Origin of the sequence: Propionivibrio soli (assembly GCF_025770765.1) — a bacterium.
GTDB classification, from domain to species: Bacteria; Pseudomonadota; Gammaproteobacteria; order Burkholderiales; family Rhodocyclaceae; genus Propionivibrio; species Propionivibrio soli.
This window is the reverse complement of record NZ_JANZKY010000004.1, coordinates 247,433-273,445: the sequence shown is the minus strand read 5'-3', so window position 1 is coordinate 273,445 and position 26,013 is coordinate 247,433. Positions and strand designations below refer to the sequence as shown.

General features: G+C 60.0%; 27 protein-coding genes. 14 read left to right on the top strand and 13 right to left on the bottom strand.

Annotation, left to right across the window (positions count from 1 at the left end; all coding sequences use genetic code 11):
- Position 1 precedes the first annotated feature (1 nt).
- Entirely contained in the window at positions 2–517 is a 516-nt protein-coding gene (locus tag NZ453_RS06425) for a YegJ family protein (RefSeq protein ID WP_263769634.1), read from the bottom strand.
- 68 nt (positions 518–585) lie between these two features.
- Positions 586–1,053: a GNAT family N-acetyltransferase gene (locus NZ453_RS06420; protein WP_420851608.1), complete on the bottom strand. Its 468-nt coding sequence runs from the start codon at positions 1,051–1,053 to the stop codon at positions 586–588.
- A gap of 400 nt (positions 1,054–1,453) precedes the next feature.
- On the opposite strand from NZ453_RS06420, the gene NZ453_RS06415 reads away from it, so the two are divergent.
- The 7 genes from NZ453_RS06415 (at position 1,454) to NZ453_RS06385 (ending at position 7,123) form a co-directional block, all read left to right on the top strand.
- Positions 1,454–1,894, top strand: a complete 441-nt coding sequence (locus NZ453_RS06415; protein ID WP_263769631.1) for a GNAT family N-acetyltransferase — start codon at positions 1,454–1,456, stop codon at positions 1,892–1,894.
- Between the two features lie 242 nt (positions 1,895–2,136).
- The gene (locus NZ453_RS06410) at positions 2,137–3,279 is read left to right on the top strand and encodes a GGDEF domain-containing protein (protein WP_263769657.1); all 1,143 of its coding nucleotides are present in this window, start codon (positions 2,137–2,139) and stop codon (positions 3,277–3,279) included.
- A gap of 194 nt (positions 3,280–3,473) precedes the next feature.
- Positions 3,474–4,106, top strand: a complete 633-nt coding sequence (yfcF, locus tag NZ453_RS06405) for a glutathione transferase (protein ID WP_263769630.1) — start codon at positions 3,474–3,476, stop codon at positions 4,104–4,106.
- Positions 4,107–4,545: 439 nt separating this feature from the next.
- Entirely contained in the window at positions 4,546–4,986 is a 441-nt protein-coding gene (locus tag NZ453_RS06400; RefSeq protein WP_263769629.1) for a hypothetical protein, read from the top strand.
- A gap of 11 nt (positions 4,987–4,997) precedes the next feature.
- Entirely contained in the window at positions 4,998–5,381 is a 384-nt protein-coding gene (locus NZ453_RS06395; RefSeq protein WP_263769628.1) for a GFA family protein, read from the top strand.
- A gap of 157 nt (positions 5,382–5,538) precedes the next feature.
- Complete coding sequence (locus NZ453_RS06390) at positions 5,539–6,162, top strand: glutathione S-transferase family protein (protein WP_263769627.1); 624 nt, start codon at positions 5,539–5,541, stop codon at positions 6,160–6,162.
- Positions 6,163–6,628: 466 nt separating this feature from the next.
- Positions 6,629–7,123 (top strand): hypothetical protein, encoded by a 495-nt coding sequence (locus NZ453_RS06385; protein ID WP_263769626.1) that lies wholly within the window; start codon positions 6,629–6,631, stop codon positions 7,121–7,123.
- A gap of 148 nt (positions 7,124–7,271) precedes the next feature.
- Here the strand turns inward: NZ453_RS06385 and NZ453_RS06380 are convergent, their stop codons facing one another.
- The 3 genes from NZ453_RS06380 to NZ453_RS06370 all read right to left on the bottom strand — a co-directional run bounded on the left by NZ453_RS06380 (position 7,272) and on the right by NZ453_RS06370 (position 8,548).
- Complete coding sequence (locus tag NZ453_RS06380; protein ID WP_263769624.1) at positions 7,272–7,895, bottom strand: LysE family translocator; 624 nt, start codon at positions 7,893–7,895, stop codon at positions 7,272–7,274.
- 120 nt (positions 7,896–8,015) lie between these two features.
- Positions 8,016–8,267: a hypothetical protein gene (locus NZ453_RS06375; protein WP_263769623.1), complete on the bottom strand. Its 252-nt coding sequence runs from the start codon at positions 8,265–8,267 to the stop codon at positions 8,016–8,018.
- Positions 8,264–8,548, bottom strand: coding sequence for a hypothetical protein (locus NZ453_RS06370; RefSeq protein ID WP_263769622.1), 285 nt, complete (start codon positions 8,546–8,548; stop codon positions 8,264–8,266). The genes NZ453_RS06375 and NZ453_RS06370 overlap by 4 nt, the downstream gene beginning before the upstream one ends.
- 148 nt (positions 8,549–8,696) lie before the next feature.
- On the opposite strand from NZ453_RS06370, the gene NZ453_RS06365 reads away from it, so the two are divergent.
- Positions 8,697–9,593, top strand: a complete 897-nt coding sequence (locus tag NZ453_RS06365; protein ID WP_263769621.1) for a LysR family transcriptional regulator — start codon at positions 8,697–8,699, stop codon at positions 9,591–9,593.
- 68 nt (positions 9,594–9,661) lie between these two features.
- On the opposite strand, the gene NZ453_RS06360 is transcribed toward NZ453_RS06365, so the two are convergent.
- Positions 9,662–10,603 carry an AraC family transcriptional regulator gene (locus NZ453_RS06360; protein WP_263769619.1) on the bottom strand — a complete coding sequence of 314 codons (942 nt, stop codon included), beginning with the start codon at positions 10,601–10,603 and terminating at the stop codon, positions 9,662–9,664.
- A 211-nt stretch (positions 10,604–10,814) separates the two neighbouring features.
- Between NZ453_RS06360 and NZ453_RS06355 the strand changes: the two genes are divergently transcribed.
- The 4 genes from NZ453_RS06355 to arr all read left to right on the top strand — a co-directional run bounded on the left by NZ453_RS06355 (position 10,815) and on the right by arr (position 13,092).
- Complete coding sequence (locus NZ453_RS06355) at positions 10,815–11,558, top strand: SDR family oxidoreductase (protein ID WP_263769618.1); 744 nt, start codon at positions 10,815–10,817, stop codon at positions 11,556–11,558.
- A 27-nt stretch (positions 11,559–11,585) separates the two neighbouring features.
- Positions 11,586–11,777 carry an SDR family oxidoreductase gene (locus NZ453_RS06350; RefSeq protein WP_420851605.1) on the top strand — a complete coding sequence of 64 codons (192 nt, stop codon included), beginning with the start codon at positions 11,586–11,588 and terminating at the stop codon, positions 11,775–11,777.
- A gap of 77 nt (positions 11,778–11,854) precedes the next feature.
- On the top strand, positions 11,855–12,628 hold the full coding sequence (locus NZ453_RS06345; protein ID WP_263769616.1) for a class I SAM-dependent methyltransferase: 774 nt from the start codon (positions 11,855–11,857) through the stop codon (positions 12,626–12,628).
- Positions 12,629–12,636: 8 nt separating this feature from the next.
- The gene (gene arr, locus NZ453_RS06340) at positions 12,637–13,092 is read left to right on the top strand and encodes an NAD(+)--rifampin ADP-ribosyltransferase (protein WP_263769615.1); all 456 of its coding nucleotides are present in this window, start codon (positions 12,637–12,639) and stop codon (positions 13,090–13,092) included.
- A 143-nt stretch (positions 13,093–13,235) separates the two neighbouring features.
- Here arr and NZ453_RS06335 read toward each other — a convergent pair whose 3' ends face one another.
- From NZ453_RS06335 to NZ453_RS06305, 7 genes are all read right to left on the bottom strand, one after another.
- A complete protein-coding gene (locus NZ453_RS06335; RefSeq protein ID WP_263769614.1) occupies positions 13,236–13,781 on the bottom strand; it encodes a DUF4256 domain-containing protein in 546 nt (181 codons plus the stop codon).
- Positions 13,782–14,023: 242 nt separating this feature from the next.
- On the bottom strand, positions 14,024–16,324 hold the full coding sequence (locus NZ453_RS06330; protein ID WP_263769613.1) for an ATP-binding protein: 2,301 nt from the start codon (positions 16,322–16,324) through the stop codon (positions 14,024–14,026).
- A 58-nt stretch (positions 16,325–16,382) separates the two neighbouring features.
- A complete protein-coding gene (locus NZ453_RS06325; RefSeq protein ID WP_263769611.1) occupies positions 16,383–17,528 on the bottom strand; it encodes a substrate-binding domain-containing protein in 1,146 nt (381 codons plus the stop codon).
- A 258-nt stretch (positions 17,529–17,786) separates the two neighbouring features.
- Positions 17,787–19,373 (bottom strand): OpgD/OpgG family glucan biosynthesis protein, encoded by a 1,587-nt coding sequence (locus NZ453_RS06320; RefSeq protein WP_263769609.1) that lies wholly within the window; start codon positions 19,371–19,373, stop codon positions 17,787–17,789.
- The gene (gene mdoH / locus NZ453_RS06315) at positions 19,352–21,964 is read right to left on the bottom strand and encodes a glucans biosynthesis glucosyltransferase MdoH (protein WP_263769608.1); all 2,613 of its coding nucleotides are present in this window, start codon (positions 21,962–21,964) and stop codon (positions 19,352–19,354) included. Before mdoH ends, NZ453_RS06320 begins: the two co-directional genes overlap by 22 nt.
- A gap of 11 nt (positions 21,965–21,975) precedes the next feature.
- Complete coding sequence (locus tag NZ453_RS06310) at positions 21,976–23,550, bottom strand: glucan biosynthesis protein G (protein ID WP_263769607.1); 1,575 nt, start codon at positions 23,548–23,550, stop codon at positions 21,976–21,978.
- 337 nt (positions 23,551–23,887) lie between these two features.
- Positions 23,888–24,214: a BON domain-containing protein gene (locus NZ453_RS06305; RefSeq protein ID WP_263769606.1), complete on the bottom strand. Its 327-nt coding sequence runs from the start codon at positions 24,212–24,214 to the stop codon at positions 23,888–23,890.
- 442 nt (positions 24,215–24,656) lie between these two features.
- Here NZ453_RS06305 and NZ453_RS06300 point away from each other — a divergent pair, with 442 nt between their 5' ends.
- Complete coding sequence (locus NZ453_RS06300) at positions 24,657–24,998, top strand: four-helix bundle copper-binding protein (RefSeq protein WP_263769605.1); 342 nt, start codon at positions 24,657–24,659, stop codon at positions 24,996–24,998.
- Between the two features lie 130 nt (positions 24,999–25,128).
- A complete protein-coding gene (locus tag NZ453_RS06295) occupies positions 25,129–25,962 on the top strand; it encodes a hypothetical protein (protein WP_263769604.1) in 834 nt (277 codons plus the stop codon).
- The last annotated feature ends 51 nt before the right edge of the window (positions 25,963–26,013 follow it).

Below are 26,013 nucleotides of genomic sequence, written 5' to 3'. Positions count from 1 at the left end.
GTCAGCAGTCGAACCCATTGTTCTGGCGGAAGTAGTCGGCTGTCCACTTTTCCATGTACTTGAGCAGCACGCAGACAGTGCGGCTACCCACCTGGCGTCCGTCACGCACATAACCCCAGTCGATGATTTCGCCACGCGTAAAGCGGATGGTGTCGCCGAGGCTAACGTTGCGCAGCAGGTCGGGGGCATTCGCCAGCGTGCCCTCGAAACCTTCCGCCGAAGCCTGGAACGGAGTAACCCAGAAGTACTCGATGTTCTTGTCCTCGCGAAGAACAATCTTCAGTTTGAACGTCGACATCTCGGGCTCGGGGTGTGAGGCAATGTCGAGGAATTCATCGAGCGTGGACCGCGCCTCGCGGATCGCCGCGAGCATTTCCGGATGCGTCGTTCCCACCATCACGGCCAGTTCGTCCGGTGACTCGGCAGATTCGAGAGGTTCGGCGGCATCGTCCTGCGCAAATGCACCCGGCAGATGGAGAAGGCAGAGAAAAAGTAACGACTTGAGCAGGCGCTTCATGCGATGTTCGTAAGGGTGGCGTAGAGTCTGGCTAGTTGCTTGGCGGCGGATGTTCAAGAAAAGCGCCGTCATTTTACCGGCTCGCCGGTATTCGGCATCGCTACCGCAGACGCATGTAGAGTGCCTTCAGGGTTGGCCGCCAGGTCGGCGACGCAAAGCGCAACTTCCTTCTTGCCGCCGGCAACCCGCTGGCGCCCCACTGCGCGGAATCCAAATTTCGTATGGAAACGTTCCGAGGCCGGATTCGGCGGAGCAATGTCGTACTCGCATGTCACCAGCGGCACACCGGTCGCCGCCGCATGGGCGAAGACCGTCCGGTATAACGTCGCCGCGGCACCGGAACCCCGTTGAGCGGGTGATACCACGATGCGGTCGACGTAGAGGAATCGCTCATACTGTTCGGCAAACCAGAGATAGTTGACGCTGTCGTACGTCGTGCCCTCGCGAAACGCGAGCAGACAACCGACGATGGCGCCATCGAGCTCCAGCACGCGATGCAACTCGGCCTCGCTATCCAAATTCACCAGTCGCTCCATGGACAAGGGACTGAGAAAGCGGACAGACTCCTCATTGAGCGCCAGAATGGCAGGAAAGTCCGAGGACAGGGCGGAGCGAAGGATCATCGAGCAAGGCGGAGTGTTTGGAGAATGTCAGATGTTAGCCGATGCCGTTTCCCGGAAGAAGCGCAACGAGTGCTAGCGTCGGTGTGGCGACCTTGCTGCGGCAACACTTGCTCGCGAGCGATCGGGGGATAATGGGGCCGCGGGTGTCTGCGATTGCTGCTTCGAGCACTGTGGATGTGAAGGTGTGCGTGACTCGCCAGCGTATGGTCGGAAGAATCGCCCGACACAGTCGTGCACGCATAGCAGCCGGCGTAACGTCCGGCCGCCCGCCAATCGCTGTTCCACTAACAAAAGGAAAAAGAAGGAAAAGGATGTGGAGACTCGAACCGTTCCGCCGGCGCGGCAAATGGGCACCATCGAGTACTCTGTTTCGGGGAGCCTGCATCCCGAAGAACTCGGCCGCCTGCTCCATGCCGCCAGTGGCAGCACTTACTCCTCCGGTGAACTCGAACGCGTCATCGGCGGTTCAACGGCGTATGTGACCGCGCGAGACAGCGGGCACCTCGTCGGCTTCGGGCGGCTTTTGTCGGACGGCGCCGTTATCGCCTACATCAACAACATGGCCGTAAGTCCTGACTACCAAGGGCTAGGCATCGGCCAGACGATCCTCGAAGCCTTGATACAAGCGGCTGGGGAGGTGAAATCGATCTATCTCTATTCGAACACGGCCGATGCGTTTTACCTACGCAACGGATTTGAAAGCTCCGAGAAGAGGCTGTATGTACGCAAGCGTGGTGGTACCAGAAAGGTGTAGGTGAGGAAGCCGTCACCGACTTCGGTTGCTTGTCAGCAGGTCAGTTGCCAAACGTCTGCTTCTCTCGGTTGTTTTCCGTACGACGATTCCACGGCGGTTCGGCCAAAGCCGCAAGCCCCTCGCGCTATCTCATCAGCGACACCTCACGAACGGGGCTGGCGCGAGTAAACTCAAGCCTTCCTTCGCACCTAAAGGCAAGAATGCCCCCCGTCCTCGATATACGAACTCTGGTCTTGATCTATGTGGGCATCAGCCTTGGGCTGGCGGTGGTGCTGATCTATTTGTGGAGCGTCCAACGCAACTACCCGCCTGCGAAAGACTGGGCCATCGGATCCTTGATGGTTGCTATCGGTTTGTTCTTGTTCGCTCTACGCCAAGAAGCGCCGGTCTTCTTAAGCGAGATCCTGTCGAATCTGTTCCTGCTGCCCGGCTTCATGCTCTTCAATTTCGGTATCGTGAAAGCCGCGGGTAGAACGCCTCCACTCAATTTTGGGATCGCGGTATGCGTTCTCGCAAACGCGATCCTCGTTTGGTTCGTCTTAGGGGCTCCGAACTATCCGGCCGCGGTCTTGACTCAAACCCTGGTACTTGTGACGCTAAACCTTTATACCGCCCATGTCTGTTTGAAGGCGAAAACAGCTAAAGGCAACCATACCTTCACGCTCCTGGCGAGCCTGTTCCTCATTTTGGTCATGGCGGGTGTTTGGCGGGTGGCAGGCGGTGTCTTCGGCCTGACGTTCTCGTTCTCGCCCACGCTACCGCGCTTGTTCTGGGTAGCTACATCGCTCATCGCGTTTCCGATGATCACGGTGCTCCTCACTTTGCATACGTCGCAAAGACTTCAGGAAGAAATCCATGCGCAAGCCCGTCGCGACATATTGACGAATGCCTATAACCGCCGCGCCTTTACCGAATTCGCGGATCTGGAATGGTCGAGGAGTTCGCGTCATGGCTATCCGCTCTCGATCCTCGCCGTGGACATTGATCACTTCAAAGACTTTAATGATCAGCATGGTCACCAAACCGGTGACGCCGCTTTGATTCAAGTGTCAAGGGCTGCGCAGGCGGCATTGCGATTGAACGACGTTTGGTGCCGCTATGGCGGCGAGGAGTTTGTCGCCTTGCTTCCCAACACCGCGATGAACCAAGCGATGGCCGTGGCGGAGCGGTTGCGCCTATCCGTCGAGAGCACCATGATTGACTCACCGCAAGGGGCGCTTGGCGTTTCAGTGAGCATCGGGGTAGCGCAACGTCTACCAACCCACGCAAGTCTATCGGAGGTTCTGGCGATCTCGGACGCCGCTCTTTATAAAGCGAAAGCGGCTGGACGAAACCGGGTGGTCGGTGATGGCGGCGAGAACCCGTCTGCACCACGCATCGTCTAGACAGTAGCACTACAAGCGGAGCGCGGTCGGCATTCTTGCTCGGTAAGGCATCGGTTGTAGATAATGAACAGCACTTTCTGGCGGCCCATGTTCGGGCCAGCATGATTTACAAGGCGGCGTCGAGAAGCATTGCATCGGCAATATTTGTCGCCGATCTCGACGTCCTTCAGTTTGCAACCTCTCGGGAGCGCATCATGGTTCAGAACAGCTTGCGGTTGTATGTAGATGCCCAATTTACCAGCCCGTATGCGATGTCGGTGTTCGTGGCCCTCTGTGAAAAGGGAGTGCCGTTCGAAGTCGCTACGGTGAACCTGGGAGCCAATGAAAACCAGGAAGCCGGCTACGTAAGGAAGTCATTGACGCGCCGGATACCGACGCTCGAGCAAGGCGATTTCTCGCTTTCCGAATCGTCTGCGATCGATGAGTACATTGAAGATACCTTCCATGGCCCAGCGCTGTATCCCGACGAGCCTCGCAAAAAGGCCAGAGCACGGCAGATTCAGGCCTGGCTTCGCAGCGATCTGATGCCGCTCAGGGAAGAGCGGCCCACCGAAGTGTTGTTCTACGGGATGAAGGGGAAGCCGCTGTCTGCCGCCGCGCAGAAAGCCGTCGACAAACTCGTTTCGGTTGCGGAGACGTTGCTTTTGCCCGACGCGGAGTACTTGTTTGGCGAGTGGTCCATCGCCGACGTTGATCTTGCGCTCATGCTCAATCGTTTAGCGCTGCATGGCGATCCGTTGCCTGAAAGACTTGCCGCCTACGCAAGGCGCCAGTGGCAACGGCCGTCGGTGCAAAAATGGGTCAATCAGGTTAGGCCTCCGCTGTGACTTGCATTCCATCCGGCAAGCGAACGAACTCTTTCTTGGCCACGAACGGCCCGGCTGGAAACATTTAAGCGTCATGGAGTTCAAGCCACCATGTTTGAGTAGCAAGTTATTGCTTTTGAGGCAGCCTGAGTCCCGATGAGTAGGGTGCTCGCCGTCATCTATGTACTAGGAGTCGTCGGGCTGGCCGTCGCCGCGATTCTTATCTGGCGACTCCGGTGCGAGAACTTTGGATGCATCGGGGTCGGAGTGGCCTGGTTCACATGGGTTGTCGTGTTTTTCCCTGTCTTGGCGACTGGCGCTGTTCTCAGGTCACGTCCGTCACTAGGAAAAATGCTTCTCTTCGTCACGCGCTTGGCTCTGGGGAGTCAGACCGCACTGGGAGTTGCCTTGCTGGCCGTTTGGGTAAGCACCAATACGGCGTAACTAGTCCCCTTTCACTATGGCGATTCGGTCTCATGACTGCCGTTGTATCGCGCTGACGCAACTCGAGACGGCGCTTCGACTCTATTTCGAAGGGTCTGACTTCTTCTCCGTCATCACGCTTGCTGGAAATGCAGATGAAATTTTCGGAAAGATCGTCAAAGCCAAAAGACGTGAGAGCTCTCTGGATGAGCTGAAGAAGGCCGTTGCGGCCATGTACTTGCATCTGTATGGGGAAGAATTGTCACAGAACGCTGTGGCCGAGCGTGCCAACTGGGCAAGGAACGCAATCAAACATGGCATCGGTGAGACACCGACCGTTGCTTTTGATGCGGAAGAGGAAGCGAAAGATATGCTAAACCGCGCCATCCAAAATTATTGGGTGCTAGAAAGCTGGCTCACTCCAGCCATGGAGAAATTTCAGCGTGAATCTGTCACTCGCGTACAACACATTGGATAACGGACAGAATCATGGAAACGAAGAAAGGAAGTTGCCATTGCGGTGCCGTTGAATTCGAGGTCGACCTCGAGAATGGCTTTGGCGAACTGCGACGCTGCAATTGTTCTCTTTGCCGAAGAAAAGGCGCCATCATCGCCAGTGTTCCATTGAACAGGCTACGGGTTACGAAGGGCGCAGACATGCTCACGCTGTATCAATGGAACACGATGACGGCGAAACACTATTTCTGCAGCGTGTGCGGCATCTACACGCATCATCAGAGGCGCAGCAACCCGAATCTGTTCGGTTTCAACCTCGCCTGCATCGAAGGCGTCGATCCGTTCAGCTTTTGCGACGTCGAGGTCAGCGACGGCGCGTCGCACTCACTCGTCGACGACGCCGCTGAAAAAAACTGATCGAAACGGGACTTGGCCAAAGCCGGGTAAACGTTCGTCGCTTTCAATCACCCAGTGAAAACCGGACTGCGTAATGAAACTACGCGGCTTTCGATATGTCCGATGTGGGCGTCAACGCGTGGATAGGGTATGGAGATACCGAAATGAAAGGCTGCAAATGCTAAAAGTCCTTGGGAAGTCGCCTTCGATCAATGTCCGTAAAGTGCTGTGGCTGCTCGATGAGTTGTCTCTGAGTTATGAGCAAGAGCAATACGGGTCAGGGTTCAAACCGACGGACACCCCCGAGTTCAAGGCAATGAATCCGAACGCGACGGTGCCGGTTCTCATTGACGATGACTTGGTGTTGTGGGAATCGAACACGATCTGCCGCTACCTGGCGGGCCGAGAGCGCCGTTTCGACCTGCTGCCCAGTTCGCCGCGCGAACGGGCCCTTGTCGAAAAGTGGATGGACTGGCAGGCCACCGAGTTGAACAATTCCTGGCGTTATGCCTTCATGGGCTTGGTCCGGCACAGTGCGCAGCACGCCGATCAAGCGGCCATCGAAGCCAGCATTGCTGGTTGGAATCGTCATATGCGTATCGTGGAAGGACAGCTTTCGCACACCCGCGCCTATATGGCAGGAGAAGCTTTTACGCTGGCGGACATCGTCATCGGGCTGTCTACACATCGTTGGTTCATGACCCCCATGCCGCGCCCGGAGCTTCCGTCCCTGCAGGCGTATTACGACCGTCTCAGCGAGAGGGCCGGTTATCAACGTCACGGTCGCAACGGAACGCCGTGACGCCAGGCTCCTTAGCTGGCACCAGTTTCACGTACGTCGTGCTTGACGTGCTTTACGGCCCAAACTCGTGGTCGATCCTTGCCCAAGGATCAACGCCGATGGAAGTGCAAACCTTCACAGGCCCTGGTCGCCTATTCGCTTGCACAACGGGTCAATCAGGCGGAAATCTTCTGTCGAAGTACGCGCCGTGGATGGCTTTCAAGACGATCGAATTGAGACCAGACGAGCCCTTCCTGGCATTGAAGTCAGCGAATGCCTGCAGGACATAGCGGATTACGGAGTACATGTGACGGATGCGCACGTCCGGCTCACTGAAGAAGCCATTCGGTAACTGCGGTGGCGGGCTTGTTGCAAAGAGGCCGTTTCAGTCCGACTGTCGTTGAAGGGAGTATTCCTGACCTCCTCGTATCGTCTAGGGAGCGTTGCGCTGTTGCGATAGAACGGCCGTTCAAGATGGAGCGTTGGAATGACGTACAACCCGAGACCCGTTTGCATAACTGGCGTATTCATCTCCCTTTTCGCCTTTTTCGCGGGCGCTTCTTTCGCCGCGGAGACTACGACGCAAGAGCATGTGCATTCAATGGCGCACGAAGTGATGCCATTCGATGTGTCGAAGACGCTCCACGTGTTCAAGATGACTGAATCGGGAGGCGTTCAAACGGTTGTGTCGAAAGATCCGCAAGCGGCAGATCAGATCAAAATGATTCAGATGCATCTGCAGCACGAAGCAGCACAATTCCAGCGTGGAAACTATGCCGATCCAGCAACGCTTCACGGCGCCGGGATGCCGGGCCTAAAGGAGCTTCGAGGCGGTGCGCGCCATATCAAAGTGGCTTATGACTCGATCCCAACAGGCGGGCGGATCACATTCGAGACGCGCGATCTTCTCTTGCTGACGGCCATCCATCGCTGGTTTGGCGCTCAATTGTCCGAGCATGGTGCCGACGCAAAAGCGGAATAAGGTGTGAGCAAGGAAACGCATGGCGGTTGGGATTCCTGCTGGCACGCTTGGGCAAAGCTGGCGCACGTGAGCCGGCGCGTCGTTTGATCGATGCTGTCCATTCGGCGCGCGCCGGGAACGCTCTCGCCGACCATTCCGGTGACCTGACTTACTCTCTGGCGAGCCTTATCGCTAACGTAGCCAATACGGTCCCCATAACGTACCGCTGTGTGGCCAACCATCGCGGGTTGTTGCTGAACCAGGCGGCCAGTTTTGCTGCCGAGAGCGTAATAGTGAGGTTGACCGAGAAACTGATCACGATCTGAGTCAGCCCGAGTTCGATACTCTGACTGAACATCTCCCCATTCTCCGGCGAGATGAATTGCGGGAGGATCGAGAGGTAAAAAACGGCGATCTTCGGGTTCAACAAATTGGTCACGAAGCCCATGGCAAATAGCTTTCGGGGCGTATCGACGGGCAGGTCCCTCGCTTCGAACGGGGACTTGGAGCCCGGCCTAACGGCTTGCCAGGCAAGGTAGAGAAGATAGGCAGCGCCTGCCCATTTGAGAATCTCGTAGGCCAAAGGCACCGTCATGAATAACGCGGTGATTCCCAGAGCCGCTGCAAGCATGTGGACCAGGAAACCGGCAATTACACCTAGCAACGAGATCACCCCAGCTTGCTTCCCCTGGCAAATGGAACGCGAGATGAGGTAGATCATGTTTGGCCCAGGGGTAAGCACCATCAGCAGGGCCGCGCCGGCAAATAGAAGAAGGTCGGGTAAGGGAACCATGAACTGATCCTCGTGCTAAGAAGGGAAGGCGCGGGCAGCAGATGCGTGCGGCTTCCTTTGTACCAGGAAAAGCTGCACCTTGAGAGCAGTTTTGGTTCGCCGAGAACAAGAGTCAGCGCATCATGCCGCCATGGCTTGAAACGCGCCTCCCGGTGCCGTCAACCGGCGCTGGGTCCATGTTCCTCCATGTAGCGCACGCTCAGCGACAGCGCGGCTGGGGTAGTACTCGACGGACTCGCGCGAAAACGGCAGGTCGTCTTCACGGGTGCCAATATAGAACCCTTCCGCGCTCTCCAGAACCTCCACCGTAAGGCAGGCGCCATACGCACGGGCGACCTGCCCGATGGTTCGACGTGCTTTAGTGGATTTCATTGTCCCAGGCAGTGAGGGTGCAGCAATGGCATGAAGTAGCGCGGCTTGTTTGTTTCCACCACCCGCTTGTTTCTTGAGAGGGCCGTTTTCGGTGGGGTAATGCTGAACGTCACCGCCGTGATCACTGCGAGGAACAGCAGCGCTGGAATGGCTGAGAAGTCGCCATTCAGGGCGCAGATTGCCATCGCTACGACATAGCCGAACGCCGATACTCCGGCGTAGATGTTGAAGTGGAACGAGCCCGCTTTGTGAGCCGTTGAATTTTGATTGAGCGTGGTCATGACTTTCCTTTCCAGAGGTGTAGATGCCGAATCGGGAATCCCGACCGGCGTGAGATACGGAGTGTTTTCTGCATCGCACGGTGATATCCTATTGCTAATGTGAACTCATAGAAAAATGAGTAAAAGCTCATAAAAGGAAACGGAAAGAATGACCTTCACCCAACTCGAGATTTTTGCCAAGGTTGCCGAGCTGGGCGGTTTTACCGCTGCGGCGGAGCAGCTCGGAATCAGCCAGTCGGCGGTGTCGCACGCCCTCGGATTGCTGGAGAAGGAATGGGGCGTGACGTTGCTCTCGCGCAAACAGTCGAACATCGAGGTCACCGAAATTGGGCGGAATATCCTGATCCGCGTTAGGGAGTTGCTCGGCGTTTCCGAGGCCATTCGTCAAGAGGTGGCGGCCGTTCGGGGGCTGAGCCGCGGCGTCCTGCGCGTCGGCTCGTTCGGACCGTCGTCGTCATTGTGGCTGCTGCCGAGAATTCTCGGCCAGTTCCAGAAGGACTTCCCGGAAATCGATGTTATCGTCGATGAGGCCGATGACGACGACGTAGTGGACTGGATCATGGAACGCCGGGTTGACGTCGGCTTTGTCGTTCTTCCCGAAGAGCGACTCGATACCATGCCGTTGGTACAGGACCAGTTCGTCGCATTGATTCCCGCCAATCATCCTCTGGCGAAGAAAAAGGCCGTGAGCCTTCCCGAGTTGTGCGAGTCGCCGTACATCATGAGAATCGTTGAAGGGCGGCCTTCTCCCGCTGAAAAGATCCTGACCGCCGCCAACATGCGCCCGACGATCAAGCATCGCTATTCGCAAATCATCACCATCATCAAGTCGGTGGAAAACGGCGACGGCGTTTCGATGATGTCCGATCTTGCGTTGTCGGATCAGGTGATGGCGATGTGTCCGGGCGTCATAAAGAAGCCGTTTGCACCGGCCATCCGCCGGTCCGTCGGGTTGGCCGTGCATAGCCTCAAGCATGCCAGCCCGGCAGCGAGCGCTTTCCTGAAAACCGCCAAGGCCTTGGCGGTGAAGTTACGCAAGCCATAGCGGCTAGCCGTCGGTTTCGGCTGCTGAACGGAGTGCTCGCATTTGCGGCGAGCCCCGGCCGCAGACCCTTAGTGGCTCACTGCAATCTCCTGCAACTGCGTGGCGGGGAGCAGGGAAAAAACCTCTCTCATTTCCCGCGTTTCCTCGCCCGGGCTGCGACCGAAGAAACGCTTGAACTCGCGATTGAACTGCGACGGACTTTCGTAGCCGACCCTCGCGCCGGCCGCGGCGGCCGTGAGGTAATCGCGGATCATCAGCAGACGGGCCTGATGCAGTCTGACGGACTTGATGTACTGGATCGGCGAGGTCCGGGCAACCGCCTTGAAGTGAACATGGAAGGCCGGAACACTGAGCCCCGCCTCGCGCGCCAAGGACCCTACGTCCAGCGATAGGGCGTAATCGCTGTGGATGCGGCGAAGGGCGCGCGACACGCGCCCGAAGTTGCCGTGGCTGGCCAAGGCGGCGCGGATCGCACCGCCTTGCTCGCCCACCAACACGCGAAAACACAACTCGCGGACAATTCCGGGACCCAGCACTCTCGCGTCAATCGGTGAGGAAAGCGCGCGCAACAGGCGAAGCGTTGTGTCGGCCAGGGCACCGTCCAGCGGCGTGGATACGATTCCCTCGGGCGCGGTCGTGGGCCGCACTTCGTGGTTGTCCAAATCGATCACGAGAGCGGCTACTTCGGTCATGTCCAGGCGAACGGCAACCGCTAACAGCGGCTCCTCGGGACTGGCCTCGGTCTCCGTAGAGAAGGGGAGCGGCACCGACAGCACCAGGTAATGCTGCGCGTCGTAGCGATAGATCCGATCCCCCAGATAGCCGCGCTTACGGCCTTGGCAGACGATCACGATGCTGGGTTCGTAGAACACGGGCGTGCGTCCGAGCGGCCTGTCGGCGCGCATGAAGCGCACCCCGTCGAGCAGCGAGCGGGTATAGCCCTCGTGGGGGGCCAGGTGCTTCAGCAAGGCAACCATCTGCGATGGCTGGGATACGACGGTCGTGGCCATACTCTGGCTTGTGTTCCTCAAAAGCGGCTTTGCCCCCGCGCGAGCAGGGTGCGCTTTCAAAAAATAGGAATAGGCAATACGCGCATACGAACGTATCTATTTCCTATACGACCGCGTGCTTAGCATTCCATTCAACGGTTTTGTCCGGACCCCGCACGGTTTCGAAATTGTTTCGAGACTTGCCCGGAGCCGTCTGAAGGAGCTGACAAACATGCATACCTCCCTATCGGATACCCCAAAAGTCATCCTGCTCACCGGCGCAAGCAGCGGCATCGGCGAGGCCACGGCACGCCATCTTGCCGGCGCGGGCCACCGGCTGGTCATCGGTGCGCGCCGCGTGGAACGCCTGCAGGCGCTCGGCGACGAATTGCGAGCGCGAGGAGCCGTCGTCGACTCGCTGGCACTGGACGTGACGCGCCTGGAAGACCTGCAGAAAATGGCCGAACTCGCGCGCGAAAGGCACGGGCGTGTCGACGTGCTGATCAATAACGCCGGGATCATGCCGCTGTCGCCGCTGGCCGCGCTGAAGATCGACGAATGGAACCGGATGCTCGACGTCAATGTGCGCGGCGTCTTGCACGGTATCGCCGCCGTCCTGCCCATCATGCAGGCGCAGGGGCGCGGCCAGATCGTCAACGTGGCTTCGATCGGCGCGCACGCCGTATCGCCCACCGCCGCGGTGTATTGCGCGAGCAAGTATGCGGTGCGTGCAATCTCCGACGGCCTGCGCCAGGAGACGGACGTCATCCGCGTCACCGTGATCAGTCCGGGCGTGGTCGAGTCGGAGCTTGCCGATCACATCACGGACGAGACGGCCCGTGCGGCAATGCGCGACTTCCGCCGGATCGCCTTGCCACCCGAAGCGGTGGCCCGCGCCATCGCCTATGCCGTCGCGCAGCCGGACGACGTGGATGTGAGCGAAGTGATCGTCCGCCCTACAGCGAGTCCGTACTGAATCCCGAAAGACCCCGTGAGGACCCTCATGACTGAACATGAGGCATCCATCCGCGCGGTAGCCTTGCTTGCAGAGCACGGTAGAAAAGCGCCCTGCGATCGTGACGCGGACCCCGAGGAGATTGCCGAAAGCGTCGCCTTTCTGGCCCTCGGCCAGGTCTGCTACGTGTTTGGCGCCGCAGCCCTGGCCGACGGTGGCATCAGTATCGCCATCCCATAGGCGTCCCGTGGAAAAGGGATGCAGGACGTCGCGATCCCAGAATTCTCTTGGCGACGGCGAGGTGCAGGTTCCGGTGGGTGCGCCTGCCGACCCCCTGTAGAACTTTGGCCTTTCGGTTGTGTCCCCTGTCAGGTCGAAACAACGGGAATTCCGCCATGCGCAGCGACGAAATCAAAGCCATCTTTGATCAACAGGCTTCGGGTTATGACGAGCGATGGGAAAAGACCGCGCCGATTCGGGACGCGTTGCATTTCCTTTTGACGGCGGTATTCGCCGGGCTGCCCGACGATGCACGCATTCTTTGCGTTGGCGTGGGTACGGGAGAGGAGATCGCGTATCTCGCAACGCGTTTTCCTCAATGGACGTTTGCCGCCGTCGAACCCTCGGGTGCGATGGTCAAGGTTTGTCGGGAGAAAGCGGAACGAGGCGGCTTTTCGTCTCGGTGCCAATTTCATGAGGGATACCTGGATACTCTTGATAGGCGGGAAACGTTCGATGCCGCTACATGTTTCCTCGTCTCCCAGTTCATTCTGGATGAGGATGCCCGATCAGATTTCTTTCGATCCATTGCGGCGAGGTTGCGGCCCGGCGGAATACTGGCAAGCTCGGACCTGGCCTCTGACATTGCTACGCCCGAGTACGAGGCACTTCTCAATACCTGGCTGAGCATGATGCTGACCGCGGGAATTCCAACCCCTGGGTTGGAACAGATGAGAGCCGCCTACGCCAAGGACGTGGCGGTACTGCCCCCTGCCAAGGTGGCATCGATCATCAGGCGCGGTGGCTTTGACCAACCGGTGCTGTTTTACCAGGCTGGATTGATCCACGGCTGGTTTTCCAAGCGGGCATAAGGTTTGAGATGAACGATAACGAATGGATTCCCGTCTCGCACCGCAATTGCGAGCAGGTGAAGGGGCCGTTCTATCACGGCACCAAATCCGAGGTGCGGGTAGGTGATTTCCTGACCTCGGGACAGCGCTCGAATTTCGAAGAAGGGCGCATCTCCAACCACATCTATTTTTCACAGCTTCTGGAGCCTGCGATCTGGGGAGCAGAGCTTGCGACGGCGTTAGGTGGAATGGATGGTCGTGGCTACATTTACATCGTCGAACCAACCGGTCCATTCGAGGATGACCCCAATTTGACGAACAAAAGATTCCGCGGAAATCCGACTCGCTCGTATCGCACGCGTGAGCCGCTCAAAATCGTGGGGGTCGTCGAACACTGGGAGGGCCACTCGCCGGAGACGTTACAAGAGATGTTGAATTCTCTGGAGAACCTGAAGCGACGCGGCATGGCCATCATCGAAGACTAAGGGCTGATAGGTTAGGCTCGATTGCGCGAGGTAAGGGGGGCGATGTGTTCTATCGTCGTCTCTCCCAGCGTGCCGGCGATGAGCGCTACATCATCCGTTCCTTGTGAGCCGACTTCGATGTGTTTTGACCGGGGCCGCGCCGGCTAAAGACGAAGCAGGGCGCGGAAACCCCGGGCGGCGTAGTAGGACTGCGCTCCGTTGTGGTAAATGAACACTCTGCCATAACGACGATCGCCGAAGAGCGCGCCGCCGAGCGCGCGGGTGTCTTTGGGCGTGGCGATCCAGCTTGAAGTTTTCATATCAAAGTCGCCGAGCTGCTGGAGGGCCCGGTACTGTTCTTCCGAGAGCAGTTCGACGCCCATCGCGGACGCCATGCGTACGGCGCTGCCCTGTGGCTTATTTTCCTTTCGGACGTTCAACGCTTCATCGTCGTAGCAAAGGCTCCTGCGGCCCGAGGGGCTCTCGGCGGAACAGTCGCAGAAAACGAATTGGCCGGTGTCGTTATCCTGGCCGATCACATCCGGTTCGCCACCGGTGGCCTCCATCTGACCGAGAGCGTCGAGCGCAGCGGGAGCCGTCTCAATCCTGGCAAGTACCGTCTCCCATGCTAGATCTTTGTGCCGATCCGCGTTTTTCGCGAATCGCTGCTCTAAAGTCCGCAACAGTTGATCCCGTTCTTGTGTCTTCATCGGTTTTCGGTTTCAGCGAGGATGCGGGCAGCTCAATGCGGTGTGCCGCCCAAGCCGACGGAGAGCAAACGCCGTGCGCGCTCATGCCCGATTCAGTTTTTGGAGGCTGCGGAAAGGCGGTCTGACTGCACTGAGACCGCTCACGCCGCGGGGGTTCCGCAGAAGAACAAAAAATCTTCGGTGTTACACCGCCGTACTTTTTGCTGCAGGTGCACCGCCGACCAGAGGGCCAAGCTCCCGACTCAGAGCATCTTGAGAATGGCCGGGTAGTCGTAGTTGGCGGCGAGTTGGGCCAGCGCTTTCTGAATCTCCTCGAACGGCGCGAGGCGTTCTATTACCGCGGCGATCCGCTCAGGTTCCAGACTTTCCAAGGCGCTCTTCAGGTCAAGGCGCAAGCTCTCCGGAAGCGTGGCGATCATGGCCGGGGTGAGTGCCACCGCGGGTTCGTAGGGAGCCTGCAGGTCTTCGTAAACGTACTGCACACCAAGTTGGCGAGCCACGCTTTCGTAGATTTCTTCGAAACGGTAGGGCTTGCGCACGATGTCGTCCACGCCGGCGGCGAGCAACTCCTGTTGCTGTTCCCTGAACGCCGAGGCGGTGACGGCCACGATCTTGACTGTGTCGCCGCCGGGAAGCGCCCGAATGCGGCGAGCCGCTTCCTCTCCGCTCATGACCGGCATGTGGCGGTCCATTAGGATGAGGTCGGGATGCCAATCCTGGAAGACATCGATGCATTGGGCGCCGTTTTCGGCAAGCCTCGTTTCGAAACCGACGTTTGCTACGAGCTGATGCAGCAAGCGCCGGTTTTCCGGTTGGTCTTCGGCAATGAGGATGCGGTAGTGCGCTTGTTCGGGGGCGAGGCCAACGACGCGGACGCGGTTCAGTGTCTCGGGCTTTGGGACCTCCTCCTGACCTGCCGTTTCGACCGGCAACCTGACGCGGAACAGCGAGCCCTTGCCCTCGACGCTTTCGACTGAGAGGGTACCGCCCATCAGGTCAACGAACTGTTTCGTGATTGCCAGCCCGAGCCCCGTCCCGTGTTGCTCGCCGCCTTCCTTCAATTGAACGAAAGGTTTGAACAACCGTTTCAGGTTCTCAGGGCTGATGCCGGGGCCGGAGTCCTCGACCTCGATGAGCAGTTGCAGTTGCCCATTCCGCGACGTGCCCAATCGTATCGTCGCGCCGCCTTGCTCGGTGAATTTGATCGCGTTGCCAACCAGGTTGACGAGGATCTGGCGCAGGCGAGCTTCGTCGCCACGGATGAAGCGCGGGAACTCGGACGTCATGTCAAAGAGGAGCTGCAAACCCTTTTGCCGGGCACGTACCTGCATCATGTCGATTACGTCGCGCACCATGCTTCCCAAATCGAACGGGGCCACGTCGAACTGCAACTTGCCCGCCTCGATTTTCGCGATCTCGAGCACATCGTTGATCAGCTTCAGCAGGTGCTCGCCGCTTCTGTTGATGATATCGACGTTTTCCCGCAGGCTGGATGGCAACTCGGGGTTGTTTCGCATGAGGTTGGAGAAGCCGAGGATCGCGTTGAGCGGTGTGCGCAGCTCGTGGCTCATGTTGGCGAGGAATGTGCTCTTGGCCTTGTTCGCGGCTTCGGCCGCCAGTTGCCCCATCGACGCGAGCTTCTCGGATTGCCGGAGTTGGTTTTGCGTCTGCGCCAACTCCTTGATCAAGCGATCCTGGCGCGCCTTTTCCGCCGATAGCGCCTGATTCGTTTCAGCGAGCTTTCGGCGGTCGACAAGAAACTCGTCGACGGCGTGGGCCATTTCGCCAATCTCGTCATTCCCTGCAACGGTGGCCTCGACTGCAGTTATATTCTCGCCGCTGCGTAATCGCCGGCTGACGATGCTCAGGCGTCGCAACACATGGCGGACGAGGAAGAAACGCGTAATCAGCCAAGCGCAGAACAGGCTGGCGCCGAAAAGGATCGCCAAGCGGCTCTGATGCTGTTGCGAGCGGGCGGCCAGTTCGCCGATGTCCTCCCGATAATCGCTCGTAATACGCGACGAAAGTTCTTGCGACGCGGAGACCATCGCCAGCGTCTGATTCTGCAATTCGTTGTGAAAGCGGCGCAGTTTCTCCAGCTCCGCGGTCAGATCGGCGGGCGGTTGTCCGGTAGCCGCCGGATAGACCAGTTTTTCCTGCAATCCCGCGACGACATGCAAGGTGTTCCGGAATGTTTGTCCGGTCTGGTGTAGCGGGAGGATGGAAACGTCGTCGCTGGCGGCGGCCAGGTTGGCCACCTTGCGGTCGAGGAGGGCCAGCTTGTCGATGATTCCGCCGTAGACGATGCGCAAGGCTTCGGGCGAGCCGGCGGCAATCAGGCGGTACGACTCCCGTTCGATGAGCAAGGCCTCCTGAACCAGGTCCTGCGCTTCCTGCACGCGCACGAGGCGTTCCTCGGCCAGTTGCCGCGCGGCGTCGGTCTGGCTGCGCAACGCCACAAAAGCGACGAGAAATCCGAGCACGATAATCGCCGCGAGGAGCGAAATGATCGCCACGAATTGCCAGTAGAGCGAATGAGGCAACCAACGTGATGCGGTTCCTCGCCAGCCGCGAAAGCCCATGTCATCTTCCCTACGCGAGTCAGCGGCGCCAGATGGCGCGATAGATTCCGCGGTAGTTGTTCTCTGGATCGTAAAGCAGCCGTTCCCCCCCGTCGAACTTGGCGTTTTCCGGGGAGACCAGGTGCACAGGTACGACGTATCCGTTGATCGGCTGGTGCGCGAGCAGGCGATTGAGTTCGTCGACGAGTTGCCAGCCGTGCAGATTGAGCGGTTCGGCGACCGTGCCGGTCTGAAAGCTGCCGGCCTGGATACGCAAGAATGCCGAGGTGCTGCCGTCGCCTGCTGAAAGAAGCTGGATCGCATCGCCGGGAAAACCGCGCGCGATCAACGCCGGTACCGCGTAGTCGAAGTAGATGTCGTTGATCGCGAGGGCATGCGTCCAACGTTTCCCATGCCTGGTCACCAACTCCTCCGTTACCCCGGACATTTTTTCCGCACATTCGGATATCGCGATATCACGTATCTCGAGCAAGATGCAGGTCTTGCAAGCCCTGACGATTTCCGCCATGGCGTTGGCCTTGGCCATCGCGATCTCGAAATTCGAGTCGGTGAAAATCACGATGCCAGGCGTCGTCCGTGCGCCTGTGATGGCCGCCATGGCGGTAATCCGCGCCACCTCCAGCGGGTCGGTCGACACGTTCAGTGCCACCGGGTTGCCCGCCATGGGCCCTGCACGTGGCCCGACGTGCCATCCGACGACGGGGGTTCCCTGCCGGGCAAAGGGTACCAGTCGCTCGCGCATTTCTTCGGCATCGGCGCCGATCAGAATCACACCGTCGGGATGGATAGCGAAGGCGTCGGCCGACGCTTTGTCGCGTCCCGTGTCGGTGCCTCCCGCATCGAATACGCGAACCTTCCAGGAGAGCGTTTTCGCCGCTTCTTGCACGCCTTGCGCCACACCGAGGATGCCGCCGTTGCGGAGATCCTCGGCCAGAATGACGATCGATTTGTTCGCTTCGCCGGGCGGTCCCGTGCGCGGGCCGCCCCAGGGGGCACCACGCGCTTTTGCGGCGGACACCGCTTGTTTCATCTCATCCGCCGTGAGGCTGGTCGATGCCCCCGAGGAAGCCTGGATGCCGCTCACTATGGACAACAGAAAAAGGCCCAAATACAGGACGTCACGACCCACCCGCGATCGGCGCGGGTACACGCATAACGTTTTCATGTTGTTCGCCCCCCATATTCTTAACCGGAAGATACGAACCCTCGTCGCCACCCCGGTTACCGGGACTTCAATGCCGGCTCCCGCTCTCCCTGGGGAGAAATCCTGATTTCATAGTAGTACACCACGCCACGGCAGCAAGCCGTGGGGCGGTATTCGGCGCGGTATGGCGTTCGTGCCGCGGCTCCGTAGAACCACCAGAATTCGCCCACTGGGAGCCAGTTGGCGATCGGCCAATTGAGGCCCCTTGGGGCCATCAGGCTAGAGGAAAGTCTTGCGCTCGGCGGGAGTAGGCGGCGTCCATTGATACAGCCAGGTTTCCGTCAACGGTTTCCCGTCGAGACGAAGGTAGAGGCGGAGGTTGATCGGCTCGGGTTTCTCGTCGTCCGGGCGCAGATCGAACATGGCGCGGTAACCTTGAACCGAATGCAGGGGGCGCGCCGATGGAATCTCGATCGTTCCTCGCGACGCGGTGATGACGGGCTCGATGCGGGCGTTCTGACCGAGCATCTGCAACGGCCCGCCGGCGAAGTCGACGGCGAAGCGCCACGAGAATCGCGTGCGCTTCTGGCCGACGATGCCTCCAATCCCCGTCCGCGTGGCGACCACCTGGGCGAGGGGCGATGCATGCGGCATTTGGGCACCCCAATACATGCGGTAACCCAAGAGGAGCTCCTGGCCGGGTTGCGGCGGCTCGGCGGGATTCCAGTAGGCGACCATGTTGTCCATCGTCTCGTCGGCTGTCGCGAGTTCGACGAGATGCACGCTGCCACGCCCCCAATTACCTTTCGGTTCGATCCACAGGCTGGGGCGGCGCTCGTAGAAGACGCCGTCGTCCTGGTAATGATCGAACTGCCGATCGCGTTGCAGGAAGCCGAAACCGCGTGGGTTCTCGTCGGCGTAGGCGTTGAAACGCAGGAACGGCGGGTTGGTCAGCGGACGCCATATCCATTCGCCGCCACCGGTCCATAGCGAAAGGCCGTCGGAATCATGAATCTCCGGCCGCCAGTCGGTGGCCATGCGACGGTCGTTCTCGCCGTACTGGAACATGCTGGTGAGCGGCGCGACGCCGAGCCGTTCGATCGATTTGCGCGGATACAGCGCCGAGTCGACATCCATGAACAGCACCGTGCCGGGAATGATCGTGAAGCGGTAGGCGCCAGTGATGCTCGGCGAATCGAGCAGCGCGTACACGGTGAGCTGATCCGAGTTCGGCTGCGGCCGCTCGAACCAGAACGCCGTGAACATCGGGAATTCTTCGGGCCGATCCATGCCGCAGTCGATCGCCAGACCACGCGCGGACAATCCGTACTGCATCTCGGCCCCGACGGCACGGAAATAACTTGCTCCCAGGAAGGCGGCGACATCGCGTTGCCAGTCGGTGTGGAAGCTCAGGCGGAAACCGGCGAAACCCAAGTCGGCCATCAGCTTGCCGCCGCTCAGCCCGCTCTTGCCATAGTCGAACATGGCCGGATCGTAGGCGATCTCCTGTGCTTGGCCTTCGAATACCTCGTACAGGTGGACGGGCGTTTGGTAAAAGAGTCCCAAATGGAAGAACTGCAAGCGTAGACGCGAATCGGCGTGCGCCCAAAGCGCGTGGTCAGGGCGGAAGCGGATGGCTTGATACTGGTCCCAATCGAGTTTCTTGACCTCGGGAGGGACGTGGTTCTCCGGTTCGCGGTAAGCACGGCTGGCGCGCGAGCGGGCTTCGCCTTTCAGCCAGGCGAAGTCGAACGCGCGCGGCTTTCCAAGCGGAACGGCATCGAAAACGGTAGCCGCTAGCGGGCTTTGGACAAATCCGGCCGCCCCGAGAGCGGCCCACGCGGTCAGGAAATCGCGTCTGTGCATTCACTTACTCCTATGGCTTCGTTCCACGCCCGATGGGCGCGGCTCGACGACCACACCAGGAGGTGCAGCCTGGAAAGCGAAACGGGGTCGTCGAGCAGATCGAGTTGTTGTTGCTTGGTCAATGCGTACGGCCCGCCAGCCAGAGCCTTTTCGACCAGCCCACGGCGCGCGGCTTGGAAGGCGCCCGGGCGGGTGCGGCTCAAGCCGTTGGCGGCGCAGGCGGCGGCATTCACTACCGGGTCGACGACAGCCGCAGTGAAGTCGCGCTTCGGGTTCGACTTTTCCTGCTCTTCCTGCAGGCGGACGAGTTCGTAGGGCGGTGCAGACTCCTCGGGGATCAGGAATAGGCCCAGGCGACGCAAATGCCGTCCGAGCGAAACGCGGCTCGACCACACGGAGATCGGGATCGAGACCATGAGGGCACCGACAACCGGTAGTAGCCACCACAGGAATGCCGGGTTGAGCCAATACACGAAGCCGGCCCAGACCACGCCAAAAAGGGTATGCCAGCCATGTTTGCGCAACGCATCGCCCCAGGTTGTTTCGGCGTTTTCGCGCGCCGGTGAAGTCCATTTGATTTCGAGTCCGGCGAGCGTTGTGGTCACAAACCGGGTATGAAACAGCATCCGGATCGGCGCCAGCAATGCGGAATAGATCGCTTCGGTCAGAGCGCTTATCGCCACACGCAGGCGGCCGCCAAAGTTGCGCGCGTCGTGCGTCCACAAGAGCAGCACGCTGAGGATTTTAGGTGCGAAGAGCAGGACGGCCGTGGCGGTGAACAACATCACCGCCCATTGGTGGTTCCACTCGGGCCATACAGGGAAGAGCTGATAGGGGATGACGAAATACTGCGGCGGAACCAGCGTCTGGATCGCCAACAGCATCGTCGACAACATCAGGAAAAGGAACCACAACGGTGCCGAAACGTAGGCCATGATGCCGGTGGCGAAAACCACGCGATGCGCCGGATGCAGCCCCTCGGCGAGGAGCAGGCGCGAATTGATCAGGTTCCCCTGACACCAGCGGCGGTCGCGCTGCAATTCGTCCAGGAGGTTGGGCGGCATTTCCTCGTGGCTGCCCGGCAGATCGTAGGCGATCCACACCGACCAGCCGGCCCGGCGCATCAGGGCCGCCTCGACAAAGTCGTGCGAGAGGATTTCCAGATTGTTCAGGCCGCGCTTCTTCAACCGCCCTAGCGAGCAATGCCGGATGAACGGCGCTACGCGGATGATCGCGTTGTGCCCCCAATAATGTGCTTCCCCGAGTTGCCAGAAATGCAGGCCGGCGGTGAATAGCGGGCCGTAGACGCGATTGGCGAACTGTTGAATGCGCGAGTGCAGCGTCTCGCGGCCGGAGGCGTGGGGAGCAGTCTGGATGATCCCGGCGCGCGGATTTGCCTCCATCAGCTGCATGAGGCGCTTGAGGCATTCGCCGCTCATCACGCTGTCGGCATCGAGCACGACCATATAGCGGTACTGGCTGCCCCAGCGGCGGCAGAAATCGGCCAGGTTGCCGCTCTTGCGCTTGAGGCGCAGACGCCGCCAGCGATAGAAAACACGGCCGAAGGCGCCGAACTCGCCGCACAACCGCAGCCAGGCGTCCATCTCGGCGACACGCAGGTCGGGGTTGCTGCTGTCGCTGAGCACGAAGAAATCGAAATGGCCAAGTTCGCCGGTCCGTTCGAGCGAGGCGTACGTCGCGCGCAGCCCGGCAAACACCCGATCGACATCCTCGTTGCAGATCGGCATGACGATGGCCGTCCGCGCATCGTCGGCGATTGGCGCGTCGGGCGAAGCCGTGTTCGAGATCGCGTGATGGTCGTGGCCGGAGATCAGCAGGGCGAACCCCATAATCGCCGTCCAGAACCCCGCCGAGACCCAGAAGAAGAGAATGGCGAAGAGGACGAGGATGGCGACTTCCATGGGGCGTGTGCCGTGGTACGGCAGCACGGCCATCATCGACCATGTGGCGAGCACCGTTTGACCTAGCGTGAGGACGGTGAGGATCGTCCGCCGCAGAGCACCGTCTTCCCGCCGTTGCCGCGGCGGCGGTGCGGCGGGGCGCGATTTGCCGTTGCGCGACCAGAATGACAGACGAGGTGGCCAGCGCCTGGGCATCATGGACGTGCGCCGGATCGGCGGGCTGGTCAGCGGACAGCGCGGGCGCGAGAGCTGTTCGGCGATGCGGTCGTTGACGGCGGAGTTCGTTGCAAGCTGCGGGACCGCTTCACCGATTTCACCCGATTGGTCGATTCCCGAGGCGGCGAGGCCGGCGGCCAGGGCCAAACGTTCCGGGACGGAGGTTTCGGCGGGATTCTCGATCGCGTCGCCGATGATCTGCTCGATCGGCGACGGCGGCCCGGCTTCCTCGGTCTCCGTCGAGAGCGGGCCGGCGGCTTCCCCGCCTTCATCGTGCCCCGGCGTGCCGGACGCTTTGCGCCACCACGCGCGCGAGCGCGATGCCAGCGCTCTGTGCAGCGCCGCCATGGCGTCCTCCGGCGCGACGCGACCGATGGTCGCCTCCAGTTCCCGGCGGCATTCCGAGGTTATGGGTAAGCGATCCAGGTACGCCTTGCAGCGAAGAACGTTCATGACGCCCTGTTTCACTCGGGAGGAAGAATGTAGCTCCATGTTTCCGATATGGACTTGTTGTCACGGGTCAGGTTGGCGCGCATTTCCACCGGCTTCGCGGGATCGGTGCGGCGCACGACCATGGTGAATCGCCAGCCGTCGGTTGCCTCGTTACGTTCGAGGCGGCTTTGCAGCATCGTCGCGTTGTCCAGATGGCTGCTGACGGCAATGCGGCCTTCTTCGGCATTTGCCGGAGGCGGGGGCGCCGTCCCGACGAAGTCGACGGCGAAGGTCAGGCTGTTTTCAATGCGATGCAGATGATCGGGGCCGCGTCGCGTCTGGGCGACCCACATCATCGGCGGGCGTTGCTCGTTGTTTTTTTGCCAGAAGATGCGGTACTGGAGTTCGAAAGGTTTGCCCGGTCCGGGGGACTTATCCGGTACCCAGTATGCGACGATGTTGTCGTTCGTCTCGTCCGGCGTGGGAATTTGAACGAGCTCAACACGCCCCGGCCCCCATTTTCCCATCGGCTCGACCCAGGCGCTTGGGCGCTTGTCATAGCGTGTCGCCAGTTCCTCGTAGTTCGAAAAGTCCCGGTCGCGCTGTTGCAGCCCAAACCCACCCACGTTGGCCGTGGTGAAGGATGTGACGAGCAGGCGCTTGGGGTTTACCAGCGGGCGCCAGAGCCATTCGCCATTGCCGACGTTCACCGATAGCCCATCGGAATCGTGTACTTCAGGCCGATAGTCTTCCTGCCCGGGGCGCTGGTTTTCGCCGAAGAAGAACATGCTCGTCAACGGCGCTATGCCGAGCTTGCCGACCGTGTCGCGTGGAAAGAGTTGGGCCCGTACCTCGACGGCGGTGTCCTCGCCCGGCCGAAGGATGAATCGATAGGCGCCCGTCATGCGCGGCGAATCGAGCAGCGCGTAGAAGGTGAACTCCTTGGCATTGAGGGAAGGACGAACGACCCAGAATTCGACGAAACGGGGAAACTCTTCGCCGGATAGCACGGCGGTATCGATCGCCAGACCGCGCGCAGAGAGCCCGTAAACCTGGTCTTTGCCCAATGCCCGGAAATAGGTCGCGCCGAGGAAAACCAACACCTCGTCCTTGACCTTCGGTGCATTGACCGGGAAGTGCACGCGGAAACCGGCGAAACCCAAACCCTTGAGCTTGGCCGGGTCGATCTTGTTCGGCCCGAAATCGAAGGCTTCCGGCCGGTAGCGAATCTCCTGCACGCCGTCGCTCGACACCTCATTGATCTTGACGGCTTGGTCGTACATGGCGCCACGGTGGAAGAACGAGAGCTCGATCGGCATCCCGCGCCCGTACCAGTGCATCTGGTCGGGCTTGTAGCGGATGTTCTGGTATTGCTCGAACTTGAGCTGCTTCAGTTCCGCCGGCAGATTCGTGTCCGGCTTTACGTAGGTGGCCTTGGAAAGATCGCGCGCACGCCGTTCCACGTCCTGCATACCGAACGACTGCGCAAAACCGACGCCCGAAATGAGCAAGACTCCCGCCAAGGCGACGAAGGCGTGGCGGAAACCGCGAAGAGTCAGGAGGCATTGGATTGCATAGGCGAGGCATCGGGATACATGAGAGGGCATTTTTTTTCGTAGTCCGTGGTAGCGCTCAAAACCTTGGCTTTCTTGAACGCGACTGTTTTCCTGCGGTGTTCCGCGCCTGCCGCGGCTGGCGGCGGGTGCTACGACGGCAGCCATTGGGCCGCACAGCTTTCTTACGAACGAAGACTGACCTGGGCGCTGCCGAGAAGCGTGTCGGCGAACCGAGTGAAGCACTTGGCCGAAGCAAAATGTTCCCGGAGAGGAAGACCCTTCTCCGGCGATGTGATCCGGCAAATCGAAAGACGGTGAGAGCCGGTGGCGGCCAATGCACCGGCCGCCGGCTCCACCCATGGCCTGATCGCCTACTGGAGGCGAAGGCCTATTTAATGCGTAGATCGTTGGCGACCGACTTCACGCCCTTGACGCCGCGGGCGACGGCAACGGCACGGCCGATGTGGTTTGGTGAACTGACGAAACCGCTCAATTGCACGCGGCCCTTGAACGTTTCGACGTTGATCTCGGTGACCTTCAATTCAGGATCTTGCGCGATGGCGTATTTCACCTTGGCCGTGATGACCGAGTCGTCGACGTATTCGCCGGTTCCTTCCTGTGTCGACGTCGACGCGCACCCGACAAAAAAGGCGCATAAGGCGGCGACGAGGAAAAGGTAGATTCTGTGGGCGGAAGTTGCAGGAATTGTTTTCATTGGAAACCTCCAGGTCGTTGTTCACACAGTTTCGAGCTCGGGCCACACAAGGGCGGACCCGCTCCATCGGGGTGAAAAGCAAAAGGCGGGCCCGAAAGGGGAAACGCACGTAGACCTCGGAATATTCGACCGTTCGTCGAGAAAGATGGGTGTGAGTTGAAACCGACCCGACCCCGTCGACGCGTGTCGGCACGGTAGTTATTACTATGTCTTGTGAAAAATTTACAAAGGCGGGAAAGGCCCGGGGAAGGCTTGTCCGCGCGTATCGCAAGCGCCAGAAACCGTTGCTGCCGGGGTCGATGCGATGCTATCGGCATTAAATTGGCCGTTCTCGTGCTGGTGCTTACCTTCCGATTGGAATGCGGCTTGCCAACGACGGGGCGAGGGCACGTCGCGCGTGTTTTCGTTCCCGTAATTTTTCTCAATGAAGGAGGAATTCCCCATGGCTGAGATGGCGCTGTCACCCGAACTCGAGACCTGCATCCGCGAGTGCACCAATTGTCATCGTGTCTGCCTGCATATGGCCACCGGCCATTGCCTGCAGAAAGGCGGCGCGCACGCTGCATCGGAACACATCCGCACCATGCTGGTATGCGCCGAGATCTGCCGCACGGCCGCGTACGTGATGATCACCGGCGCTACGCCACATCGCCAGATTTGCGCGGCGTGTTCCGAGATCTGCAAACTCTGCGCGCAAAGCTGCCGCGGGCTGAACGACATGGAGATGTGCATCGAGGCCTGCGATCGTTGTTCGACCAGCTGTGATGCGGTGACGGCTATCTGAATAGCATGGGTGGCTCGCCGGGCGGTGATGGAGGCTCGACGTTCACCGGAACGCGATTTGCTTGATGCTGAAAGCCTTGAAACGTGTCCCGAATCGGGCGTGCTTTCTCATCACTTTGAAAGGAACGATCATGGAAACAAGGACCGTGGAAAGAACAGTGGAAACGACGGGATTCGATCCGGAGAGCCCGCCGTTGTACAGCGTGCGCTGGGCCGCGGTGATCGCCGGTCTGGCGGTAGGCCTGGGTGTCCACCTTCTATTGATGCTGATCGGCGTTGCGGCTGGCCTCGCGGTGTTCGGCTCCGGAGAGCGGCCGGACGGAAGCAGCATTTCCGTGGCCGCGGCGGTCTGGAATTCGGTCAGCCTGTTCATCGCCGCGGCGATCGGCGGCTACATCGCCGCGCGTTCTTCGGGGCTGCGGCGCACGGCGGACGGGATGCTGCATGCCGTTGCCTCGTGGGGCGCTTCGATGATCTGCTACGCATTTATCGTTACCACGATCACCGGCAATACGCTGGGCAGTATGTTCGGCGTGGCAGCGACGTCCGCGGGATTGGGCATCGGCAGCATCACGGCGAATAGCGACGCCAACGCCACGATGACCGAGTTGCTCGCGAGCATTGAACGCGGCGACCGCGGAGCCGCGTCCCGTCTGATGCGCGACCGTTTCGGCATGAGTGCCGATCAGGCCGACCGAGCGGTTGACCGTGCCATGGCCATGATGGGCCGTGGTGGCACGCCGGGCGCTGCCACGCCTGAAGGCGTCAACCAGGCCGCACAAGCCGCTTCCGCCGCCAGCGCCTGGCTTGCGTTGGTGATTTTGCTTTCGCTGGCCGCAGGCGCTGCGGGCGGCGTCGTGGGTATCCATGGCACGCGCAAACGCGCACTGGACGGCGGTTATCGACATCGGCGCGTCATCATGCGCAATCACGTCGGTGAAGAAGGATTGCCGCACGCCAGTTGATGTCATGTCTTGCGTTCCTGCAGGACGGCACAGTGAAAGGATGTCAAAGGG

Coding starts and splice junctions, on each gene's coding strand:
- mdoH (WP_263769608.1), bottom strand. CDS start 21,964: ATGAACGTTCTTCGCTGCAAGGCGTACCTGGATCGCTTACCCATAACC.
- NZ453_RS06325 (WP_263769611.1), bottom strand. CDS start 17,528: ATGAAAACGTTATGCGTGTACCCGCGCCGATCGCGGGTGGGTCGTGAC.
- NZ453_RS06305 (WP_263769606.1), bottom strand. CDS start 24,214: ATGAAAACAATTCCTGCAACTTCCGCCCACAGAATCTACCTTTTCCTC.
- NZ453_RS06350 (WP_420851605.1), top strand. CDS start 11,586: ATGACTGAACATGAGGCATCCATCCGCGCGGTAGCCTTGCTTGCAGAG.
- NZ453_RS06355 (WP_263769618.1), top strand. CDS start 10,815: ATGCATACCTCCCTATCGGATACCCCAAAAGTCATCCTGCTCACCGGC.
- NZ453_RS06320 (WP_263769609.1), bottom strand. CDS start 19,373: ATGCACAGACGCGATTTCCTGACCGCGTGGGCCGCTCTCGGGGCGGCC.
- NZ453_RS06380 (WP_263769624.1), bottom strand. CDS start 7,895: ATGGTTCCCTTACCCGACCTTCTTCTATTTGCCGGCGCGGCCCTGCTG.
- NZ453_RS06300 (WP_263769605.1), top strand. CDS start 24,657: ATGGCTGAGATGGCGCTGTCACCCGAACTCGAGACCTGCATCCGCGAG.
- NZ453_RS06370 (WP_263769622.1), bottom strand. CDS start 8,548: ATGACCACGCTCAATCAAAATTCAACGGCTCACAAAGCGGGCTCGTTC.
- NZ453_RS06425 (WP_263769634.1), bottom strand. CDS start 517: ATGAAGCGCCTGCTCAAGTCGTTACTTTTTCTCTGCCTTCTCCATCTG.
- NZ453_RS06310 (WP_263769607.1), bottom strand. CDS start 23,550: ATGCCCTCTCATGTATCCCGATGCCTCGCCTATGCAATCCAATGCCTC.
- NZ453_RS06375 (WP_263769623.1), bottom strand. CDS start 8,267: ATGAAATCCACTAAAGCACGTCGAACCATCGGGCAGGTCGCCCGTGCG.
- NZ453_RS06385 (WP_263769626.1), top strand. CDS start 6,629: ATGACGTACAACCCGAGACCCGTTTGCATAACTGGCGTATTCATCTCC.
- NZ453_RS06295 (WP_263769604.1), top strand. CDS start 25,129: ATGGAAACAAGGACCGTGGAAAGAACAGTGGAAACGACGGGATTCGAT.
- NZ453_RS06420 (WP_420851608.1), bottom strand. CDS start 1,053: ATGGAGCGACTGGTGAATTTGGATAGCGAGGCCGAGTTGCATCGCGTG.
- yfcF (WP_263769630.1), top strand. CDS start 3,474: ATGGTTCAGAACAGCTTGCGGTTGTATGTAGATGCCCAATTTACCAGC.
- NZ453_RS06395 (WP_263769628.1), top strand. CDS start 4,998: ATGGAAACGAAGAAAGGAAGTTGCCATTGCGGTGCCGTTGAATTCGAG.
- NZ453_RS06400 (WP_263769629.1), top strand. CDS start 4,546: ATGGCGATTCGGTCTCATGACTGCCGTTGTATCGCGCTGACGCAACTC.
- arr (WP_263769615.1), top strand. CDS start 12,637: ATGAACGATAACGAATGGATTCCCGTCTCGCACCGCAATTGCGAGCAG.
- NZ453_RS06390 (WP_263769627.1), top strand. CDS start 5,539: ATGCTAAAAGTCCTTGGGAAGTCGCCTTCGATCAATGTCCGTAAAGTG.
- NZ453_RS06335 (WP_263769614.1), bottom strand. CDS start 13,781: ATGAAGACACAAGAACGGGATCAACTGTTGCGGACTTTAGAGCAGCGA.
- NZ453_RS06360 (WP_263769619.1), bottom strand. CDS start 10,603: ATGGCCACGACCGTCGTATCCCAGCCATCGCAGATGGTTGCCTTGCTG.
- NZ453_RS06365 (WP_263769621.1), top strand. CDS start 8,697: ATGACCTTCACCCAACTCGAGATTTTTGCCAAGGTTGCCGAGCTGGGC.